Annotated in this window: 17 protein-coding genes; 14 read left to right on the top strand and 3 right to left on the bottom strand. The window is 62.2% G+C overall.

Features of this window, described 5'->3' with window-relative positions:
* Window positions 1–32: 32 nt before the first annotated feature.
* Both OIS53_RS17365 and mscL read right to left on the bottom strand, forming a co-directional pair.
* Window positions 33–485, bottom strand: coding sequence for a hypothetical protein (locus OIS53_RS17365; protein WP_264679840.1), 453 nt, complete (start codon window positions 483–485; stop codon window positions 33–35).
* A gap of 238 nt (window positions 486–723) precedes the next feature.
* Entirely contained in the window at window positions 724–1,146 is a 423-nt protein-coding gene (gene mscL, locus OIS53_RS17360) for a large conductance mechanosensitive channel protein MscL (protein WP_264679839.1), read from the bottom strand.
* A 248-nt stretch (window positions 1,147–1,394) separates the two neighbouring features.
* Here mscL and OIS53_RS17355 point away from each other — a divergent pair, with 248 nt between their 5' ends.
* From OIS53_RS17355 to OIS53_RS17320, 8 genes are all read left to right on the top strand, one after another.
* A complete protein-coding gene (locus OIS53_RS17355; protein ID WP_264679838.1) occupies window positions 1,395–2,183 on the top strand; it encodes an enoyl-CoA hydratase/isomerase family protein in 789 nt (262 codons plus the stop codon).
* Window positions 2,184–2,320: 137 nt separating this feature from the next.
* Entirely contained in the window at window positions 2,321–3,817 is a 1,497-nt protein-coding gene (locus tag OIS53_RS17350; protein WP_264679837.1) for a lipopolysaccharide biosynthesis protein, read from the top strand.
* 113 nt (window positions 3,818–3,930) lie between these two features.
* Window positions 3,931–4,365, top strand: a complete 435-nt coding sequence (gene dut / locus OIS53_RS17345; RefSeq protein WP_264679836.1) for a dUTP diphosphatase — start codon at window positions 3,931–3,933, stop codon at window positions 4,363–4,365.
* A 218-nt stretch (window positions 4,366–4,583) separates the two neighbouring features.
* The gene (locus OIS53_RS17340; protein WP_264679835.1) at window positions 4,584–5,567 is read left to right on the top strand and encodes a threonine ammonia-lyase; all 984 of its coding nucleotides are present in this window, start codon (window positions 4,584–4,586) and stop codon (window positions 5,565–5,567) included.
* Between the two features lie 39 nt (window positions 5,568–5,606).
* Complete coding sequence (locus OIS53_RS17335) at window positions 5,607–6,617, top strand: sugar nucleotidyltransferase (protein ID WP_264679834.1); 1,011 nt, start codon at window positions 5,607–5,609, stop codon at window positions 6,615–6,617.
* A gap of 228 nt (window positions 6,618–6,845) precedes the next feature.
* On the top strand, window positions 6,846–8,669 hold the full coding sequence (locus tag OIS53_RS17330; protein WP_264679833.1) for a tetratricopeptide repeat protein: 1,824 nt from the start codon (window positions 6,846–6,848) through the stop codon (window positions 8,667–8,669).
* On the top strand, window positions 8,662–9,435 hold the full coding sequence (locus OIS53_RS17325; protein ID WP_264679832.1) for a DUF4292 domain-containing protein: 774 nt from the start codon (window positions 8,662–8,664) through the stop codon (window positions 9,433–9,435). The genes OIS53_RS17330 and OIS53_RS17325 overlap by 8 nt, the downstream gene beginning before the upstream one ends.
* A complete protein-coding gene (locus OIS53_RS17320) occupies window positions 9,419–10,780 on the top strand; it encodes a murein hydrolase activator EnvC family protein (RefSeq protein WP_264679831.1) in 1,362 nt (453 codons plus the stop codon). The genes OIS53_RS17325 and OIS53_RS17320 overlap by 17 nt, the downstream gene beginning before the upstream one ends.
* Window positions 10,781–11,300: 520 nt before the next feature.
* Here the strand turns inward: OIS53_RS17320 and OIS53_RS17315 are convergent.
* The gene (locus OIS53_RS17315) at window positions 11,301–12,269 is read right to left on the bottom strand and encodes a GAF domain-containing DNA-binding protein (protein WP_264679830.1); all 969 of its coding nucleotides are present in this window, start codon (window positions 12,267–12,269) and stop codon (window positions 11,301–11,303) included.
* 294 nt (window positions 12,270–12,563) lie between these two features.
* Here OIS53_RS17315 and OIS53_RS17310 point away from each other — a divergent pair, with 294 nt between their 5' ends.
* The 6 genes from OIS53_RS17310 to ruvA all read left to right on the top strand — a co-directional run bounded on the left by OIS53_RS17310 (window position 12,564) and on the right by ruvA (window position 20,178).
* Window positions 12,564–12,788 (top strand): Sec-independent protein translocase subunit TatA/TatB, encoded by a 225-nt coding sequence (locus OIS53_RS17310; RefSeq protein ID WP_264679829.1) that lies wholly within the window; start codon window positions 12,564–12,566, stop codon window positions 12,786–12,788.
* Window positions 12,789–12,800: 12 nt separating this feature from the next.
* Window positions 12,801–13,184, top strand: coding sequence for a Sec-independent protein translocase subunit TatA/TatB (locus OIS53_RS20410; RefSeq protein WP_319805465.1), 384 nt, complete (start codon window positions 12,801–12,803; stop codon window positions 13,182–13,184).
* 13 nt (window positions 13,185–13,197) lie between these two features.
* Entirely contained in the window at window positions 13,198–14,637 is a 1,440-nt protein-coding gene (gene gatA, locus OIS53_RS17300) for an Asp-tRNA(Asn)/Glu-tRNA(Gln) amidotransferase subunit GatA (protein ID WP_264679828.1), read from the top strand.
* A gap of 195 nt (window positions 14,638–14,832) precedes the next feature.
* On the top strand, window positions 14,833–16,896 hold the full coding sequence (locus OIS53_RS17295; RefSeq protein ID WP_264679827.1) for a LysM peptidoglycan-binding domain-containing protein: 2,064 nt from the start codon (window positions 14,833–14,835) through the stop codon (window positions 16,894–16,896).
* 176 nt (window positions 16,897–17,072) lie between these two features.
* Entirely contained in the window at window positions 17,073–19,349 is a 2,277-nt protein-coding gene (locus tag OIS53_RS17290; protein WP_264679826.1) for an NADP-dependent malic enzyme, read from the top strand.
* Between the two features lie 223 nt (window positions 19,350–19,572).
* The gene (gene ruvA, locus OIS53_RS17285) at window positions 19,573–20,178 is read left to right on the top strand and encodes a Holliday junction branch migration protein RuvA (RefSeq protein ID WP_264679825.1); all 606 of its coding nucleotides are present in this window, start codon (window positions 19,573–19,575) and stop codon (window positions 20,176–20,178) included.
* The last annotated feature ends 85 nt before the right edge of the window (window positions 20,179–20,263 follow it).

Below are 20,263 nucleotides of genomic sequence, written 5' to 3'. Positions count from 1 at the left end.
TGCTGCGGGGCTTTTTTCATGGGGTAGTGTTCTTATCGGAAAGACAGGAAGCTCTTTTTCTTTTTGTGCTTGAGCGGCTTGCCTTTGGGGTCGACGTAGCCGGCGGGGCGGGTTTGGCCGCGCTTCTGGCGGGCCGTGCCAATACGATTGTCCTTGAACTTGCGCACGGTAAAGCCGCCGCTGCCTTTGTCGAATTGCCGGGCCGGGCCCGCCGAGCGGTTGAAGCTGGTGTTGCCGGTGGCGCCGGAGCGGGCCTCCAGAATTTCCATCTGCTGGTCGCGCTTCACCTCGTCGGGGTTCATGCTCATGCGCTGCTGCATGCGGGCAACATCCGTAGGCGAGGATTTGCGTTTTTTGCGCGGAGCAGACTCGGTGGCCGAGCGCGGCTGGCCGATGTTGTCGGGGCTAACGGAGCTTTGGGCGCGGGCCGGAGCGGCAGTCAGCACAACGACGGCAACTGCCGTAGCGGCGAGAAGCTGTTTCATAAGTGGAGAAGGTAACAAGCAGCAATAATGGACGGCCAACGGCAACAACTGCGCCATCCTGCCCTGGAGTATAGCGCGGCAACGGGCCCTCAGAGAAGTTAGTTCAAAGTACGTACTTCTCTTCCACATCGGTTTGGCTCCGGTAGCCCGAAGGCAATTCCAAGCCCCCTGGCCCCGGTAATGGCCTGCTAAAACGCTTTTCAGCGCCGTGAAAACCCGGAGCACGGAGCGCCGCCGGTCAGCTCCGGTTGCGCAGGGCGTCGCGGATTTCGGTTAGCAGCACCTGGTCTTTGGTGGGGCCGGGGTCTACGGCTACAACTTCCTGGGGCCGCTTGAAGCGGTTGGCCAGCTTCACCAGCCAGAAAATAGCAAAGGCCATCAGCAGGAAGGTAATGACGGCGTTCAGGAACAGCCCGTAGTTGATGGTAGCGGCGCCGGCTTTCTTGGCCTCCTCTAGTGTTTTGTAGGTGGTGCCATCCAGAGCCAAAAACCAGTCTTTGAAGTCGAGGCCACCCGTGAGCAGGCTCAGGATGGGCATCAGAATATCGTCGGTGAGCGACTTCACGATGTTGCCGAAGGCCCCGCCAATAATGACGCCGACGGCCAGGTCCAGCACATTGCCTTTGGCGATAAACTCTTTGAATTCGGAAACAAAGCCCATATCGAGAAGGAGTTTAGGTGAAACAAGTGCCCGGACGGCACTGGTAAATATATAATTTTCCCCATTCCTCGCACCTACTGTCTGAGCACTCCCAAGCTATTCGGTTTCAATAGGTTGAGGCGCTCTTTTTCACTTAACCTGCTGCATCAGGCGCCTAACGTGGCAGGCGCCGGGTTGGGGGGACAAATGGCGGCGGCTTTTCACTTTATCTTTACCGCCGTTCCCACCGACTTCTTCTCTGCTTCTGCATGGCCACTTTCTCCAATCTTCTCTACCAGCTCGACGCCGCCACCGGCATTCTAACCATCACGCTGAACCGCCCGGAAAAGCTGAACGCCCTGAATGCGGCCACCATAGCCGAGATACACGCGGCCGTGCGCCAGGCTATTGATGACCAAGCCGTGCGGGGCATCATCCTGACGGGCAGCGGGGAGAAGGCCTTCGTAGCCGGTGCCGACATTGCTGCCCTGAGCCAGCTGGACGAGGCCGGGGCCCGGCGCGCCTCGGCGCAGGGCCAGGAGGCATTTCGGCTGATTGAGGAGAGCCCCAAGCCCGTGCTGGCCGCCGTGAATGGCTTTGCCCTCGGTGGCGGCTGCGAGCTGGCCATGGCCTGCCACCTGCGCATTGCCTCCGACAACGCCCGCTTTGGCCAGCCCGAAGTAAACCTGGGCCTGATTCCGGGCTACGGCGGCACCCAGCGCCTCACCCAGCTGGTGGGCAAGGGTAAGGCCCTGGAGCTGATGCTCACCGCCGACCAGGTGAAGGCCGACGAGGCCCTGCGCCTGGGCCTCGTAAACCACGTAGTACCCCAGGCCGAGCTGATGGCCTTCACCACCCAGCTGCTCACGCGCATCCTTACCAAAGCCCCGCTGGCTCTGGGCCAGGTTATCGACTGCGTGAATGCCTATTTTGACCCGGAGCGGCCCGGCTACCCGACCGAAGTGGCCGCCTTCGGCCGCTGCTTCGCCTCCGAAGACTTCCGCGAAGGCACCTCCGCCTTCCTGGAAAAGCGGCCGGCGGTATTCACGGGGAATTAAGAATTAATAATGAGGAAGTAATGATTGGCAGTTGAGTAGCCTCGTCGCCCGTGAACAGCAGGGAGGCCCTACCAGCCCGATTATGGAGTCCTGACTATCACTTCTTACTTACTAATTCCTACTACCTAATTACTGAAATGAGCGTAGCCAAAAAGCTGGCCTCGCAGGCGGCGGTGTACGGGGTGAGCAGCATTTTGGGGCGCGTGCTCAACTACTTGCTGGTGCCTATCTACACGGCGCGGTTTGCGCCGGCCGAGTACGGCATCGTGACGGAGTTGTACGCCTACGTGGCGTTCTTCAACATTCTGTACACCTACGGACTCGAAACCTCGTTTTTTCGCTTTGCCAACCGCCCCGGCGCCGACCGGGCCGCCCTCTACAACCGCGTATTGAGCCTGCTGCTGCTGAGCAGCGCCGTGATTAGTGGGCTGCTCATGGTGCTGGCCACGCCCATTGTGGAGGCGTTGCGCTACCCTGGCCTGAAGCGGTACGTGTACTGGCTGGCCCTGATCATGGGCATTGACGCCGTGGTCAGCATCCCATTTGCCCGGCTGCGGCTGGAAAACAAGGCCCGCAAGTTTGCTGGCATCCGGCTGCTGAATGTGGCGGTGAATGTGGCGCTGACGGTGTTTTTCGTGGTGTTTTGCGCCGATGTGTACGCCGGCAAGTACCTGCCGCAGTTGCGGCCCCTGGTGGCGGCCATCTACAACCCAAGCCTGGGCGTGGGCTACGTGTTTCTGATGAACCTGCTGGCCAATGCCCTGTACCTGCCGCTGCTGTGGCGGGAGCTGCGCGACTTCCGCTTCCACCTCGACTGGCCCGAGCTGCCGGCCCTGTGGCAGTACGGCGCGCCCATCATGGTTATGGGCCTGGCTGGCATGGTGAACGAGATGCTGAGCCGGCTGATGCTGAAGTTCTGGCTGCCCGAAGGCTTCTATCCCGGCCAAAGCAACTTGGCGGCCCTGGGCGTGTTTGGGGCCTGCTACAAGCTCAGCATCTTCATGCAGCTGGTCATTCAGGCCTTCCGCTATGCGGCCGAGCCGTTCTTCTTTGCCCAGAGCAACGACAAAAACTCACCCCTGACGTTTGCCCTGGTGCTGAAGTGGTTTACGTTGTGCTGCGCCCTGATTTTTGTGGGTGTGAGCCTCAACCTCGACTGGCTGGGCCCCCTGTTTCTGCGGCGCCCCGAGTACCGCGAGGGGCTGGAGGTGGTGCCCATTCTGCTGCTGGCAAACCTGTTTTTGGGGGTGTACTACAACCTGTCGGTATGGTTTAAGCTCACCGACAAAACCTACTACGGCACCTACATCAGCCTGGGCGGGGCCGTGCTAACGGTGGCTCTGAACTTCCTGCTGATTCCGCTGCTTGGCTACCTGGGCTCGGCGCTGGCTACGCTGGTCTGCTATTTTACCATGGCCATACTCTGCTGGCGCCTGGGCGAGCGGCATTTCCCGGTGCCCTACCCCGCCGCCCGCCTGGGCCTGTGGCTGCTGCTGGCCGTGGGCGTGGTGGCGCTGGGCTGGTTTGTGCGCTTCGAGGCCGCGTGGCTGCGCTATGCCTGGCACGCAGTGCTGGTGCTGGGGTTTGTGGTCCTGGTAGCGGCTGTGGAAGGGAAAAGGCTGCGGACGGTGTAACTGTTTTTTAGCTCCAAGCTATAAGCGGCAAGCTTCAAGCTTTCGTTCTGAGAAAAGCTTGCGGCTTGCCGCTTATAGCTTGGAGCTTACAGCGGCCTTCTATCTTTGCGGCTATGCAGATTTCGGTTATCAACCAGTCGCGGCACCCGCTGCCGGAGTACCAGACGGCCCACGCCGCCGGCCTGGACGTGCGCGCCCACCTCGACGCGCCGGTGCTGCTGCGCCCCTTGCAGCGGGCCCTAATTCCGACGGGGCTGTTTTTGGAACTTCCGGTGGGCTACGAAATGCAGGTGCGCCCCCGCAGCGGCCTGGCTTTCAAGCACGGCATCGGCATTGTCAACAGTCCCGGCACCATCGACGCCGACTACCGCGGTGAGCTGAAAGTGCTGCTCGTCAACCTCTCCGACCAGGACTACGTGGTGCACGACGGGGAGCGAATTGCCCAGCTGGTAGTAGCCCGCCACGAAACCGTGCAGTGGCAGCCCGTACAAACGCTCAGCGAAACCTCCCGCGGCACCGGCGGCTACGGCAGCACCGGCACTTCATAGAAGCGAGAAGTAAGAGGTGAGAAGTGAGAAACAGAAGAAAAAGAACGTCATGCTGAGCTTGCCGAAGCATCTCTACCTCTGGCTAACTTCTGATGCTTGCCCAATGAAGCGGTAGAGATGCTTCGACTCCGCCTGCGGCTCCGCTCAGCATGACGTTCTTCCCTTTTTCTTACTTCCACTTTCTAACTTCTCACCTCTAACTTCTCACTTCTATCAAGATGGTTTCCCTCCACGACGTACAGCAGGCGCAGGCTCGGATAGCAGGCACCATTTTACGGACGCCGCTGCTGCCGTTTTTTGGGGCGGGCGGCGAGGGGATTATCTGGCTGAAGCCGGAGAACCTGCAACCGATTGGCTCCTTTAAGATTCGGGGGGCAGCCAATCGGATTCTGGCCCTTACACCGGAAGAGTTGCAGCGCGGGGTTATTGCCTACTCCAGCGGCAACCACGCCCAGGGCGTAGCCTTTGCCGCCCAGCGCCTGGGTATCAAAGCTGTTATTGTGATGCCCACTAACGCGCCCCGCGTGAAGGTGGAAGCTACCCGCCGCTACGGAGCCGAGGTGGTGCTCTACGACCCGGCCCGCGAAAAGCGCGAAGACGTGGCCGCCCGCCTGCTGGAAGAGCAGCCCTACGTGCTGGTGCCGCCCTTCAACGACCCCTACATCATTGCGGGTCAGGGCACCGTGGGCCTGGAAATCTTCGAGGACTTGCCTTCCGTGGACCTGGTGGTGGTGCCCGTGGGCGGGGGCGGGCTGATTAGCGGCACGGCGCTGGCGCTGAAAGCCTTGAAGCCCAACGTCAGCATTATCGGGGTGGAGCCGGAGCTGGCTGCCGATGCTCAGGCTGGCTTTCGTAGCGGACAAATTGTGGAGCTAAGCGCCGCCGAAACCAACCGTACCCTGGCCGATGGCGTACGTACGCTCCGGCTCGGCGACCTAACGTTTGCCCACATCCGCCAGTACGTAGATGATATTGTCACCGTAACGGAAGCGGAAATCCGGCACGTAACCAAGCTTTTGCTGATGCAGACGCACCTGGTAGTGGAGCCTACGGCGGCCCTGGCCCTGGCCGCTCTGCTGCACCACCGCGCCGAGCTGCCGGCTTTCCAGTCGGCCGTGGCCGTGCTCAGCGGGGGCAACATCGACCCGGAGCTGCTCACCGAGCTGCTCAGCGAGCCTGCTGCCGCTGCTTCTTTGGCTTAACCTTTCTTCTTTTCCGACACTTCTAACTACTCTTTCCATATGAAAATCATCGTCCCGATGGCTGGCATGGGCAAGCGCATGCGCCCCCACACCCTCACCGTTCCCAAGCCCCTGATTCCCATTGCCGGCAAGCCCATTGTGCAGCGGCTCGTCGAGGACATTGCCAAGGTGTGCGGGGAGCCCGTGGAGGAAGTGGCCTTTATCATCGGGCGCTTCGGCAGCGAAGTAGAGCAAAACCTGGTGCGCATCGCCGAGTCGGTGGGCGCGCGCGGCACCATTCACTACCAGGACGAGCCCCTGGGCACGGCCCATGCTATTTTGTGCGCTCAGTCGGCGCTGAGCGGGCCGGTGGTGGTGGCCTTCGCCGACACGCTATTCAAAGCCGACTTCACCCTCGACTCCAGCGTGCCCGGCACCATCTGGGTGCAGCGCGTCGACGACCCGCGGCCGTTTGGGGTGGTGAAGCTGAACGAGCAGGGCCAGATTACCGACTTCGTGGAGAAGCCCCAGGAGTTTGTGTCGGACCTGGCCATCATTGGTATCTACTACTTCCAGGACGGCGAGTACCTGCGCCGGGAGCTGCAATACCTGCTCGACAACGACATCAAGGACAAGGGTGAGTACCAGCTCACCAACGCCCTCGAAAACATGAAAAACCAGGGCACTACCTTCGTGCCCGGCCGCGTAACCGAGTGGCTGGACTGCGGCAACAAGGATGCCACCGTGTACACCAACCAGCGCTACCTGGAGTATTTGCAGGAGCGCGGCGAAAATCTGGTGGCCGAGTCGGCCCACATCACCAACTCCGTGCTGATTCCGCCGGTGTACGTGGGCGAAGGTGCCATTATCACCGACTCGGTGGTGGGTCCGCACGTGTCGCTTGGCAACCACAGCAACGTACGCAGCTCGGTGGTAACCAACAGCATCGTGCAAACTTCGGCCTCGGTGCTGCACGCCAACGTCACCAACTCCATGATCGGCAACCACGCCACCGTCACCAGCGACCCCGCCGACCTCAGCCTGGGCGACTACAACACGCTGCGCGTGTAAGCCAAGCTCACAATGTAAAAGCAACAAACGCCGCCGGCTCCTCACAAGCCGGCGGCGTTTTCGTTTAGCTGCACGCCAGGCTATTCCGCTGCGCGCCGCAACGTCTTATCCACAAATGAAGTAATTTCGTCGCCGCCTACGTTACGCAGAAGCGCGGGGCCACCCCGTCGTTTTGGGTATCTTGTTGTGTTCTTCCTGACTGGCGGGCCGTCCCCGCGCTTTTGCCGAATGCGTTTCGTTGTTTGTTGTATCCTCATCCTGCTTGGCAGCTGGCCCGCTACGGCGCTGGCCCAGCAACCTGCCCGCCCAGCTGGCAAGTCGGCGGAGAAGCCGGCCAAGCCCGCCAAACCGCGCAAGCTCACCCGCAAAGAGCGGCGGGACCTGGCCCGGCGGGCGGCCGTGGAAGCCGTGCAGCGCCAGCAGCGCTACCTCTCGGAAAAGGAGCGGGAACAGAGCGAAGCCTATTTCGTGGATGGCGTGCGCCTGCTGCTGCTCGAAGAGTACAACCGGGCTCAGGAACGGTTTCTGAAGGCCTACGCCCTCAACCCGACCAATGCGGCCGTCAACTACAAGATAGCCGAAACCAACCTGCTCAGCGGCAACCTCGAAGACGCCACCAATTTTGCGCAGGCCGCCGTGCGCCTCGACCCCGACAACGCCTACTACTACCTGCTGCTGGCCCAGGTGTACGCCTCGCGCAAGCAGTACGACCAGGCCGCCGAGGTGTACACCACCCTTATCCGCGACGTGCCCGACTCGGGCTACTACCTCTTCAACCTGGCCGACCTCTACCTGGCCCAGGGCAAGCTGAACGAGGCGCTGGCCACGTTTGAGCGGGCCGAGAAGCAGTTTGGCACCCTGGAAGAGGTGTCGTTCAAAAAGCAGCAGATCTACCTCAAGCAAAACAACCTCGATCAGGCCCTCAAGGAAGGCGAGGCCCTAATCAAGGCCAACCCTGACCAGGTGCGCTACGTGCTGGCCCAGGCCCAGATGTACGCCGCCAACAACCGCTTCCCTGATGCTATTCGGGTGGCGGAGCAGGCCCTGAAGCAGGACCCCGATAACCCCCGCGCCCGGATGATTCTGGCCGACGTGTACCGCCAGCAGAACAACCCCGCCGAGTCGCAGAAGCAGGTGAAGCTGGCCTTTGAAAGCACCCTGCTCGACATCGACGACAAGGTGCGCATCCTGGTCGACTACATCAAGCAGCTGCCCAACCCGGCCCTCAACCAAACCGCCCTAGAGCTGGCCGCCATTACCACCCGCGTCCACCCCAAGGAGGCCAAGGCCTTTTCCATTGCCGGCGACATTCAGACGGTGGTAGAAAAGCGCGCCGACGCCCGCACCAACTACCTCAAAGCCCTGCGCCTCGACAACTCCCGCTACCAAATCTGGCAGCAGGTGGTCTTGATTGACGCCGAGCTAAGCCAGACCGATTCCCTGCTGCGCCACACCGAGCAGGCCCTGGAGCTGTTTCCGAACCAGGCCCCGCTGTGGTTTTACAACGGCGTGGGCCACTTGCTGAAAAAGCAGCCCGCCAAAGGCATCAAGTCCCTGGAGTACGGCCGCAAGCTGGCCACCGATAACCCCGAGCTGCTGGCCCAGTTCGACACCCAGCTCGGCGACGCCTACCACGAGGTGAAAGACTACGCCAAGTCGGACGCGGCCTACGAAGCCGCCCTGGCCTTCGACGCCAACAACGCCCAGGCCCTGAACAACTACAGCTACTACCTAGCCCTGCGCGGCTTGCAGCTCGACAAGGCCAAGGAAATGGCCGGCAAGCTGGTGAAGCAGTTTCCCGACAACGACACCTACCTGGACACGTACGCCTGGGTGCTCTATAAGCTGAAAGACTACGCCGGGGCGCGCCAGCACCTCGAAAAAGCCCTGCGCTCTACTTCCGACGCCACCGTCATCGAGCATTACGGCGACGTGCTCTACCAGCTGGGCGAGAAGGAGCAGGCCCTGGCGCAGTGGCAGCGCGCCCAGAAGCGGGGCGGCGCCTCCCCGCTCATTGACCGTAAGATTAAAGACAAGAAACTGTATGAGTAACCGCGTTGTGCTGGTGCTGTGCGCCGTGCTGGGCCTGACTTCGGCTGGATGCAGCCGCAAGCTGCTGCCCGGCAAATCGGCCGCAGCTGCGGCCAAAACTCCCGAAATGGTGAAAGCCACCAACGTGGAATTTCGCTATTTGAAAGCCAGAGGCAAAGTCAGCATCGACTTTCCGGGAGTGCAGCAAACGGCCAACGTGAACGTGCGCGTGCGGCGCGACAGTGTAATCTGGATGTCGGCTTCGCTGGGCATTGAGGGGTTCCGGGCCTACATCACCCGCGACTCGGTGAAGGTGCTGTTTCCGTTGCAGCGCGAGTACTACGCCGGCGACTACGCCTACCTGAGCCGCCTGCTCAACGTGCCCGTCACCTTTGAGCGGGTGCAGGCCCTGCTGCTGGGCGACTACCTGCCCGTCACCCCGGCCGGCGAGGTGGCGCCCACTGTGGCCACCGAAGGCCCTATGCAGCGGGTGCAGTACGAGCAGCGTGGCCTGTTGGTGCAGCAGCTCATCGACATTGCCAAGGGCCGGGTGCAGCAGCTCTCGGTGCAGGACCAGCAAACCCAGAACAGCCTCACCGTCGACTATTCCGCCTTCCAGCCCCTGCCCCCACGTAACCAGCTGTTTGCCCACGCTACCCTGCTTCAGCTGAAGCAGCCCCAGGGCAAGCCGGCCACCGTGTCGGTGCAATACCGCAACGTCGACCTGGACAAGGAACGGCTTTCCTTCCCGTTTTCGGTGCCCAAAGGCTATGCGCGTAAAAAGTAGATTCGGGCAGCTGCTGCCGCTTCTGCTGCTGTGCTGGGCCGTCCTCCTGTTGCTGCTGCCGACGGAAGCAGCGGCCCAGCGCAGCGGCCGCAAAACCAAGGCCCAGCTGGAGCGGGAGCGGCGCAACACCCTGCGGCGCATCCGCGAAACCAGCCGCATTCTGGAGCAGACCCAGCGCCAGAAGCAAGCCTCCGTGGGCCAGCTGAACGCCTTGAAGGAAAAGCTGAACGTGCAGCAGAATGTCATCAAGGACATCAGCAACGAGCTGCGCTACCTGGAAACCGACGTGCGTCAGACCGAAACCCAGGTGCAGCGCACCCGCCAGAGCCTGGAGCAGCTCAAGGCCGAGTACGCCCGCCTGATTTATGCCGGCTCCAAAACGGCCAACGGCTACAACCGCATCATGTTCCTGTTTGCGTCGGAGTCGTTCAACCAGCTTATGCTGCGCCTGCGCTACATTCAGCAGTACGCCGAGGTGCGCAAGGCCCAGGCCGCCCAAATCAGCAACACCCAGCAGCGCCTGAGCACCCAGCTTACCGGCCTGCGGGTGAAGCAGAACGAGAAAGGCCAGCTGCTCAACACCCAGCTGTCGGAGAAGCGCAACCTGCTGACGCTGAAAACCCAGCAGGACCAGGTAGTTACCAAGCTGACCCAGCAGGAGCAGAACCTGCGCCAGGAGCTGGCCCGGCGCCAGCAGGGCGTGCGTCGCCTCGACAACCTGATTGCCCAGCGGGTGCGCGAAGAAATTGCCCGCGCCGCCCGGCGAGCCGCCGCCCGCGGTGCCGCCACGGCCCGCCGCTCATCCGGTGCTACCAGCCCCTCACGCAGCCCCGGCGCCACCTCCCGCACCGGCTCCGCCGCCGAAGCCGCTGCCGAAACGGCCGCTGAGCGCACCGACCGGGTTACGCTCACCCCCGAAACCGCCGAGCTGGCCTCTTCCTTCCGCGAAAACCGGGGCCGCCTGCCCTGGCCCGTGGGCCGGGGCTTCATCAGCCAGCGCTTCGGCCGCCACAACCACCCCGTGCTGAAAAACGTGGTGGTCGAAAACCGCGGCGTCGACATCCAGACCACCTCCGGGGAGCCCGTACGCGCCGTCTACGACGGCAAGGTGCTGACCGTAGCCAGCGTGCCCGGCATGAACACCATTGTGATGGTGCAGCACGGCGACTACTTCACGGTGTACGCCAAGCTGCGCAGCGTAAGCGTAAGCGAAGGCCAGACCATCCAGGCCCGCCAACCCATCGGCACCGTCTACACCGACGCCGAAGGCACGGCCGAAGTCCAGTTTCAAGTCTGGCACAACAGCTCCAACCTCAACCCCGAAAACTGGCTGGGCCGCAAGTAGCCCGCTGTCATTGCGCGGAGGCAGGACATTCCGCGCATCAAGCGGCGTCAAGCCGTCCTTTTCTCTATCCAAGCAACCGAGTACGAAAAACCCCTGACATCTGCTAGAAGTCAGGAACCAGTTGTATAATATGACGCCAGGCTCCCCCTCTCCTTTTTCGGAGAGGGGGCTGGGGGGTGAGGCGCCACGGCAAAGCTTTAGCTAGGTCGGACGCTTAGCGCCCGGAGAAGGACGGATTGGCTCCGCCTCGCAATGACAACTCACCACCATCGGGCATAAAAAAACACCGCATAGGATGCGGTGTCTTTCTGAGCTATGAAAACAAACTTAGCTATCAGTAATCCCTCCCCCCGAGCCGCTGCCTAGTAACTAGACGAAGCAACTCTGGGGCAATCCCCGATAACATGACGAAAGATAGCCTACGGGGAAGCATTTCGTGTATCAAATTCGCTGAAAGGTTAGTTTTTCTCGTTGAAATGTTCTTTTTCCGGAGCAGCGGGCGCAATAGGTAAGGCGATGCCTAAATCAAGCTAATCCGTCCCAGAAGCGCTGCCTTGTACGAGTTGCCGATGGGTACCGAAATAACGCCGGCTGCGGCCTCGGTGCTGCGGCTGGCTTCCACCACCACGGCATCTGACTCAATGGCGACAATCCGGTCCAGGCGCACAATATATTTGCGGTGGACGCGGGCGAAGTCGTGGGCGGGCAGCCTGGCCTCTAGCTCTTTCATGGTGTTGTACACGGTGTACCGCTCGTAGCGGGTGTAGATGTTCACGTAGTCGCCCAAAGCCTCCACGTAGCGGATGTCGGCCGTGCTCAGCCGCATGAGTTTGTGGTCTTGCTTGATGAACACGTCGGCGGGGCCGCCCGCAAAACGCAGCGCCTCAGAAGCCGTCATCACCAGGTGCCGCAGGTTTTCCAGCCGGCCCTGCTCCTGCTCCAACTGCCGGTGGGCCCGCCGCAGCTCCAGGTGCGCCACCACTTCGCGGGCCAGCACGCGCAGGGCGTGGCGCTGCGGCTCCAGCAGGCGGCGCGGCACTGTGTCGAGGACGCAGAGCACGCCCAGCAACCGGCCATCGGCTGCTACCAGCGGTGCTCCGGCGCAAAACCGGCGGGGCGCTTGGCTGGCGGCCGGCTCACTCTGAAGCCCCGCCTCCAACGCAGCCTCTTCCACCTCAAACACATCCGAAGTCAACCGGGCGTGGTGCCAGACAACTTTTCCGAGCCAAGCTTCAACCTCCGCGCCGCCCGGCATCTGCTGTGCTGCCCGCGGCCCTGGGGTGTCGTCGGCCAGCAGCAGTACCGCTCCGGCCGCTTGGCAGAAGATGGCGGCCAGCTCCACTACATTGTCCAAGCTGTTTTCGGGCAGGGCTGGCAGCGTAACGTAAGAGTGCGGTGCTTCCGGCCGTAGCGGTTCGGGAGTCAGGGAATGGGCAGAGAATAGTGTGGCCGGCCGGGCTCCGGCAGAACGCGCCGCTTTAGCAGTCATCGGGTAAGAAATAGCAAGTAAGAAGTAGAGCGACTTGCTGCTCACTGCCAGCAAAGCCCACCAAACCGACTAGCAAATAGCACACGAATTGAGGGTTAGCAGCTCTCAATCCGCTGAAGCTCCTCATTTGCCCGGCCAACCCAACCATTTGCCAAGCAGGGCCCACAGGCTCGTTGAAATGGCGGGAGCGAGGAACTGATTTGAAAATTATCGGGTACCTTTACCAATCCTTTTGTGCTCTGCACTGCGTATAGGAAGCTTTGCCACTCCAAACGGCTAGCCAGCCATTGACCCATGAATTCTGCCCCTTTTCTGCTTGCATTTGGCGGACTCGGCACCACCGAAATCCTCCTCATTATCGTCGCCATTATCCTCCTGTTCGGCGCGAAGCGCATTCCTGAGCTGTTCCGCGGCATGGGCCAGGGCATTCGGGAGTTCAAGGACGCCTCGAAGGAGGAGAAACCCGAGTTCCGGGACCGGCCGGCGAATCCCAACGACCCCACAGCCCCGCGCTACTAATCTGCCTGTGCCATGAGTACGCCTTTTCTTCTTTTTCTGGGCGACCTGGGCGGCGGTGAGATTATGCTCATCCTGGTTGTCATTCTGATTTTCTTCGGGGCCAACAAGATTCCGGAACTGGCGCGCGGCCTGGGCAAGGGCATCCGGGAATTCAAAGACGCCTCCCGCGAGATTCGCAGCGAGTTTGAAAACGCCGGCCAGCCCCAGTCGCCCTACCAGCAGCAGTTTCAGCAGCCGCACGCCTACACCCAAGAGCCCGTGCAGCCGGCCATTCCGGCGCCCTCGGCCCAGGATGTGCCCGCCCCGCCGGTCGTAACGCCCGCAGCTCCTGACGCTGCCACGCCGCCGCCTTCGCACACTCCCGAAGACCGGCCCCGCCTCGACCAACTCGCTTAACCTTCTTTTCGATTTGAGACGCTTCAACTCGCTCACGGAAGTTCGTCACGAGCTGACGGCAGGCACCACGACCTGTCGTCAGCTCGTGGAGTATTATCTGGATAACATCCAGCGCAAACAACACCTCAATGCCTTTCTGGAAGTGTGGCCCGAGGAGGCCCGCGCCCAGGCCGAGGCCGTGGACGCCAAGCTCGCCGCCGGCACGGCCGGCAAGCTGGCCGGCATGGTGATTGGGCTGAAGGACGTGCTGGCCTACGAAGGCCACAGCCTGCAAAGCAGCAGCCACATCCTCGACGGCTTCAAGTCCCTGTTTACGGGCACGGCCGTGCAGCGCCTGCTCGACGAGGACGCCATCCTGATTGGGCGCCAGAACTGCGACGAGTTTGCCATGGGCGCTTCCAACGAAACGTCTTACTTCGGCCCGGCCCGCAACGAAATCGACCCGGAGCGAGTGCCCGGCGGCTCGTCGGGGGGCTCAGCCGTGGCGGTGCAGGCCGATATGTGCCTGGCTTCCATCGGCTCCGACACGGGCGGCTCGGTGCGGCAGCCGGCGGCTTTCTGCGGCATTGTCGGCTTTAAGCCTACCTACTCGCGCATTTCGCGCTACGGGCTGATTGCCTACGCCTCGTCGTTCGACCAGATTGGCACGCTGACCCGCTCGGTGGAAGATGCGGCCCTGCTGCTGGAAGTCATGGCCGGCCCCGACAATTTTGACAGCACCGTGAGCCAGCGCCCGGTGCCGGCCTACAGCCAGCTACTGACGCCCGCGCCCCACTACCGCATCGGCTACATCCGGGACTGCCTGGAGCGGCCGGGCCTGAACCCGGAAATCAAAGCCGCCACCGAGCAGGCCCTGGACCTGCTGCGCGGGCAAGGCCACGTGGTAGAAGCTGTGGAGTTTCCCTACCTGGACTACATTGTCCCGACGTACTACATCCTGACTACGGCCGAGGCGTCCTCCAACTTGAGCCGCTACGACGGGGTGAAGTACGGCTACCGCGCCCCCGAAGCCACCGACTTGGAGTCGCTCTACAAGAAAACCCGCGCCCAGGGCTTCGGGCCCGAGGTGCAGCGCCGGATTTTGCTGGGCACCTTCGTGCTGTCGGCCGACTACTACGACGCCTACTACACCAAAGCCCAGCAGGTGCGCCGCCTGATCAAGGACACCACCGACGAGCTGCTGCGCCAGTACGATTTCCTGGTGCTGCCCACCACGCCCACCACGGCCTTCCACATCGGCGACGTGAACAAGGACACGCTGGCTATGTACCTGGCGGACATTTTCACCGTGCAGGCCTCCCTGGCTGGCGTACCGGCCATTTCGGTGCCCGCCGGCCAGGATTCCCAAGGCCTGCCCATCGGCTTGCAGATTCTGAGCGGCGCTTTCCGCGAGGAGCACCTGCTGGCGTTTGCCAATTCGTTTACCGAAACCCTGGCGGCTACGCCCGCATAAAACCAGTACCCCGATGCAGGGCAACGGCCTGTCAGTCCAATTCAGGATGATTTTGTGCACGCGGGCCGGCGTCCAGCGCCGGGGTATTGGTCCGGTTTGGCATTTTTCCGCTTCTCTTCTATTTTTGGCGATGCGCTGAGCTGCAACTCAGCAGGTTGTGGGTCCGGCTGAGTTGACGAGTAGTAAATAACGAAGATGAAGAAGCTGTTGCTGCGCGCCGCTGTTCCCGTGTTGCTGGCCTCGGTGCTGGGGCGTCCGGCCCAGGCCCAGGTCCGGCCCGAAGTGCCCCAGCCGCCCGCTGAGCCGCAGCCGGCTACCTCTTCTCCCCTGCCCACCGATTCGCTACAGGTCACGCTGGAGCTGCTGCCCGACACGCTGGTAGCCGTTCCGCCCATCGACTCGGTGAAGCTGGCTTGGCTGCGCACCCCGCCCGAGCTGCGCGACCTGGTAGCGGACCGTATCGGCTGCTTCGAGACGGACGTGCCCCACGTCTTTAATGGGCACGTGCTGGCTTACGTGCGCCTGTTCACGGAGCGGCAGCGGACCTACACGCAGCGGGTGCTGGAGCGCGAAAATCTTTACTTTCCGCTTTTCGAGAAGTACTTGGCCAAGTACAACCTGCCCACCGACCTTAAGTACCTGGCCGTGGTGGAATCGGCGCTGATTCCGACGGCTAAGTCGCGGGTGGGTGCCACCGGGCTCTGGCAGTTCATGGGCCCCACGGCCAACGACCTGCGCCTGCGCCGCGACGAGTGGGTAGATGAGCGAATGAACCCCGAAAAAGCCACCGAGGCGGCCTGCAAGCACCTGCGCTACCTCTACGGCGTATTCCATGACTGGGAACTGGTGCTGGCTGCCTACAACTGGGGCGCCGGCAACATGCAGCGGGTGCTGCGGCGCACCGGCAAGAAAAACTACTGGGACGTGCACAGCCACCTGCCGGCTGAAACCCGCAACTACGTGCCCACCTTCACGGCCATTATGTACGCCATGAAGTACGCCCAGCAGCACCAGTTGCACGCACCGGAGCTGCGCTACCAGTACGCCGAGCAGCTCGACACCTTGCACCTCGGCGGCCGCGCCTTCGACCTGACCCGCCTGGCCCGCGCCTGCGGCTATACCGACTCATCGGCTTTGCTGCGCTACAACTCCGAGCTGCGCAAGCCGTGGCTGCCCCAGGGCTACCGGCCCTACGCCGTGCAGCTGCCCGCTGCCGCCCGCCCGGCCCTGACCGTGGTGGACCGCGAAACGCTGTTTGACTACTGCCGGCCCCTGGCCGAGCTGCCCCGCCCCGTGGCCCCGCGCTCCGTGCAGCTGCTGGGCGTCGAGCCGTTCCCCACCCGGAGCCTGCTGGCGGAAGGCGCCCCACGCGAAGCGCCTCAACAGCCCCAGCCCCGCCACCGCCGCCTGCGCCACACCGTGAAGCGCGGCGAAACCGTGGCCTCAGTAGCCGCCCGCTACGACGTAAGCCCCACCGAGGTACGCCGCTGGAATGGCCTGAAGAAAGGCACGGCCCTGGCGCCGCGGCGGCAGCTGGTGGTGTTTGTGCCCTTGCCCGCTGCTTCGCCCGCTGCCACTACCGCTCCAGCAGTGGCAGCTGCTCCGGTGCGCCGCCCGGTGGTGGTTCCGGCGCACGTAGCAGTGCCCGCAGCAGCCTCAGCACCGGCGGAAGCTGCCGCGGCATCAGGTAGCACGAAAGCCGCTGATACCACCGCCGTACCGGCAGCCCTAGCGGCCGTAGCACCTAGCCGGCCGCGCCAAGCGGCTGAGGCAGCCCGGCCGGCGGCCCGCGCGGCAGCTCGGCCCGTGAAGGAAGCGGAAAGCCGGCCCGCAGTAGCCGCTGTTGCGGCCGATGATACGCTGCCTGCTTCGTACGTGGTGCGGCCGGGCGACTTTCTGGAGAAAATAGCCCGCACCCACGGCCTCACCGTAGCCCAGCTTATGAGCTGGAACCGCCTTACCGCCGAAACCCTGGCCCCTGGTCAGACGCTGCGCCTGCGGGCCTTGCCGGATGCTGAGCAACTGATTGCCGCTACCCGCGAAACGGCTGCTGCCGCGCAGGGTCCCGTGCGGCGCGCGGCCCTGTCGGCGAGTGAAAAGCCAGTGCCCACCCCCAAGGTACACTTGGTGCAGCCTGGCGACACGCTTTACAACATTTCCCGCCGCTACCAGGGCCTGACGGTGGAAAAGCTGCGGGAGCTGAACAACCTGAAATCGGACGAGGTGAAGCCGGGCCAGAAGCTGATTGTGAAAGGGTAGCTGCTGCCGTTACCGTTGTCGGCGCTTACCCGTTTTAGTTGCCCCGAGCCAGCCTGGTTCGGGGCATTCTTTTCTGTTTCTATCCCCGAGCCCGTCCGTACCTTTGGGGCCGCGTAGTATTTGCCGCATCTTGCTTTCCGGCTTCCGGCCGGAGGCCTCACCTACTGCCTTGTTTCATGCTGAAAATAAACAAACAGGACGCCCTCAACTACCATTCCCAGAACCCCGCCGGCAAGATTGAGGTGGTGCCCACCAAGCCCGTCAGCACTCAGCTCGACCTGGCCCTGGCCTACTCGCCGGGCGTAGCCGAGCCCTGCAAGGAAATTGCCGCCAACCGGGAAGAAGTGTACAAGTACACGGCCAAGGGCAACCTGGTGGGCGTTATCAGCAACGGCACGGCCGTGCTGGGCCTGGGCAACATCGGGCCCGACGCCTCCAAGCCGGTGATGGAAGGCAAGGGCGTGCTGTTCAAGAAGTTTGCGGGCATCGACTGCTTCGACATTGAAATCGACGCCACCGACCCCGACGAGTTCATTCGCATTGTGAAGTCTCTGGAGCCCACGTTTGGGGGCATCAACCTGGAGGACATCAAGGCCCCGGAGTGCTTCCGCATCGAGACGGAGCTGCGCGAGAAGATGAACATTCCGCTCATGCACGACGACCAGCACGGCACGGCCATCATTTCGTCGGCGGCCCTGCTCAACGCCCTGGAACTGGTGGGCAAGCGGATTGAGGACGTGAAGATGGTGGTGAGCGGGGCCGGCGCGGCGGCCATCAGCTGCCTGCGCCTGTACGTGGCTCTGGGCCTGAAAATCGAAAACGTGGTGGTGTTCGACAAGGACGGCATCATCACGCCGGCCCGCACCGACCTGGCCGACTTGCAGCTGCAATTTGCCACTACCCGCCCCATCCGGACCCTGGAGGAGGCCATGGAAGGCGCCGACGTGTTCGTGGGGCTGTCGGCGCCCAAGGTGCTGCCGGCGGGTTTTCTGCTGAAAATGGCCTCGAACCCCATCGTGTTTGCCCTGGCCAACCCCGAGCCCGAAATCGGCTACGAGCTGGCTACCAGCACCCGCCCCGACCTGATTATGGCCACCGGCCGCTCCGACACGCCCAACCAGGTCAACAACGTGCTGGGCTTCCCCTACATCTTCCGCGGGGCCCTGGACGTGCGCGCCACCGAAATCAACGAGGCCATGAAGCTGGCCGCCGTGCGCGCCCTCTCCGACCTGGCCAAGGAGCCCGTGCCCGACATGGTAAACCGGGCTTACGGCGACAACACCCTGGCTTTTGGCCGCACCTACCTGATTCCCAAGCCCCTGGACCCGCGCCTGATTACGACGGTGAGCCCGGCCGTAGCTAAGGCGGCCATGGAAAGCGGTGTGGCCCGCATTCAGATTGATGACTTCGTGGCCTACGAGGACGAGCTGCGCGCCCGCCTCGGCGTGAACCAGAAGCTGATGAACCGCATCACGCAGGCGGCCCGCTCCAACCCCAAGCGCGTGGTGTTTGCCGAGGGCGACACCTACAAAATCCTGAAGGCGGCCCAGATTCTGCACGACGAAGGCATTGCCCAGCCCGTTTTGCTCGGCAACCGCAACAAGATTGCGCGCATTGCCCAGGAAAACTCCCTGGACCTGGAAGGCTGCGAGATTATCGACATTCTGCAGCAGGAAGCCAAGCGCGAGGAGTACGCCCAGAAGCTGTACCAGAAGCGCCAGCGCCGCGGCATCACGCTCTACGAAGGCCGCCGCCTGCTGCGCGAGCGAAACTACTTTGGCTCGATGATGCTGGAAACCGGCGAGGCCGATGCCTTCATCACCGGCCTGAGCAAGGACTACGGCAAGAGCATCAGCCCGTCGTTGCAGGTGATTGGGGTGGAAGACGGGGTGAAGCGGGTGGCGTCCATGTATATCATCCAGCATAAGAAGGGACCCTACTTCTTCGCCGATACCACCGTCAACATCGACCCCACGGCCGAGGAAATGGTGGAAATCATCGGCCTCACGGCCCGCGCCGTGCGCTTCTTCGACACCGAGCCGCGGGTGGGCGTCATCAGCTACTCCAACTTTGGCTCCAACCCCGGCGAGCTGCCCGACAAAGCCCGCCGTGCCACCGAGCTGGCCAAGCAGCGCTTCCCCGACCTGATTCTGGACGGCGAGATGCAGGCCAACACTGCCCTGAACCCCGACCTGCTTCAGGAGCAGTACCCCTTCTCGGAGCTGGCTGCCCACGGCGGGGCCAACACGCTCATCTTCCCGAACGTGATTAGCGGCAACATTGCCTATAAAGTGCTCCAGGAAATCGGGGGTGCCGAGGTAATCGGGCCGGTGCTGATGGGCATGCGCAAGCCGGTGCACATCCTTCAGCTGGGCGCCTCAGTCCGCGAAATCGTGAACATGGCCGCAATTGCCGTAGCCGACGCTCAGCACCCCGGCGGCAAGGGGTTGTAATAGATTAGAAGTGAGTACTGAGCAGTGAGAGGTGAGACTCTCGTTCTAGCAATCCAACCGGGCCGCCAGAACAAGAGTCTCACCTTTCACTGCTCAGTACTCACTTCTAACTTCTGTAAATAACTTGCCACAACCCTAACTAACCTAGTTAGAATCCTAAGTAGGTTGGCACAAATTCAGTATTCGGGTTGTTGAAACTGCTCCTACTCCTTATTCTGCCTGCATGATTGCCTACGTTGACGGTACGCTCGCCTACAAAGACCCCACCCAGGCCATTCTCGACGTGAATGGCATCGGCTACGAAATCCGGATTTCCTTGGCAACCTACTCCAAGCTGCCGGCCGATGGGGAAAAGGCTAAGCTTTACACCTACCAGCACATCAAAGAAGACGGGCAGGCGCTGTACGGCTTCCTCGACCCCAACGAAAAGGCCTTGTTCATGCAGCTGATTTCGGTGTCTGGTATTGGGCCGGGCACGGGCATTGTGATGGTGAGCAGCATGAGCGTGGGCGAAATCCGGCAGGCCATTGTGCAAGAAGACGTGCGCGCCATTCAGAGCATTAAGGGCGTGGGGCCGAAGACTGCGCAGCGGGTGGTGCTGGAGCTGAAAGACAAGCTGCGCAAAGACGAGCTGCTGGCCAAAGCTGGTATTGACACCGTGCCGCTGGCTAAAGCACACAATACAAACCGCACCGAAGCGTTAGCCGCACTAGTGACGCTGGGTTTTGCCAGGGCCGCGGCCGAGAAAACCCTCGACCAGATCCAAAACAAGCACGGCAACGACCTGAGCGTGGAGGAATTGATTAAATTCGCTCTTAAGTCGCACTAAGTATTTATTCGTTTTTTCCTATTTGCTGTTCGTTTCGGCTTGCTCGGGCAGGCCGGCTGCTACAGCGCTATTGCGAACAGGATAC

This window comes from Hymenobacter sp. YIM 151500-1, from assembly GCF_025979885.1.
Taxonomy (GTDB): domain Bacteria; phylum Bacteroidota; class Bacteroidia; order Cytophagales; family Hymenobacteraceae; genus Hymenobacter.
The sequence above is the reverse complement of the archived record's forward strand: the minus strand, read 5'-3'. Positions and strand labels throughout refer to the sequence as shown.

Excerpts from the sequence above, each read along its gene's own strand:
- OIS53_RS17365 (WP_264679840.1), bottom strand. The coding sequence starts at position 485 with ATGAAACAGCTTCTCGCCGCTACGGCAGTTGCCGTCGTTGTGCTGACT.
- mscL (WP_264679839.1), bottom strand. The coding sequence starts at position 1,146 with ATGGGCTTTGTTTCCGAATTCAAAGAGTTTATCGCCAAAGGCAATGTG.
- OIS53_RS17355 (WP_264679838.1), top strand. The coding sequence starts at position 1,395 with ATGGCCACTTTCTCCAATCTTCTCTACCAGCTCGACGCCGCCACCGGC.
- OIS53_RS17350 (WP_264679837.1), top strand. The coding sequence starts at position 2,321 with ATGAGCGTAGCCAAAAAGCTGGCCTCGCAGGCGGCGGTGTACGGGGTG.
- dut (WP_264679836.1), top strand. The coding sequence starts at position 3,931 with ATGCAGATTTCGGTTATCAACCAGTCGCGGCACCCGCTGCCGGAGTAC.
- OIS53_RS17340 (WP_264679835.1), top strand. The coding sequence starts at position 4,584 with ATGGTTTCCCTCCACGACGTACAGCAGGCGCAGGCTCGGATAGCAGGC.
- OIS53_RS17335 (WP_264679834.1), top strand. The coding sequence starts at position 5,607 with ATGAAAATCATCGTCCCGATGGCTGGCATGGGCAAGCGCATGCGCCCC.
- OIS53_RS17330 (WP_264679833.1), top strand. The coding sequence starts at position 6,846 with ATGCGTTTCGTTGTTTGTTGTATCCTCATCCTGCTTGGCAGCTGGCCC.
- OIS53_RS17325 (WP_264679832.1), top strand. The coding sequence starts at position 8,662 with ATGAGTAACCGCGTTGTGCTGGTGCTGTGCGCCGTGCTGGGCCTGACT.
- OIS53_RS17320 (WP_264679831.1), top strand. The coding sequence starts at position 9,419 with ATGCGCGTAAAAAGTAGATTCGGGCAGCTGCTGCCGCTTCTGCTGCTG.
- OIS53_RS17315 (WP_264679830.1), bottom strand. The coding sequence starts at position 12,269 with ATGACTGCTAAAGCGGCGCGTTCTGCCGGAGCCCGGCCGGCCACACTA.
- OIS53_RS17310 (WP_264679829.1), top strand. The coding sequence starts at position 12,564 with ATGAATTCTGCCCCTTTTCTGCTTGCATTTGGCGGACTCGGCACCACC.
- OIS53_RS20410 (WP_319805465.1), top strand. The coding sequence starts at position 12,801 with ATGAGTACGCCTTTTCTTCTTTTTCTGGGCGACCTGGGCGGCGGTGAG.
- OIS53_RS17295 (WP_264679827.1), top strand. The coding sequence starts at position 14,833 with ATGAAGAAGCTGTTGCTGCGCGCCGCTGTTCCCGTGTTGCTGGCCTCG.
- OIS53_RS17290 (WP_264679826.1), top strand. The coding sequence starts at position 17,073 with ATGCTGAAAATAAACAAACAGGACGCCCTCAACTACCATTCCCAGAAC.
- ruvA (WP_264679825.1), top strand. The coding sequence starts at position 19,573 with ATGATTGCCTACGTTGACGGTACGCTCGCCTACAAAGACCCCACCCAG.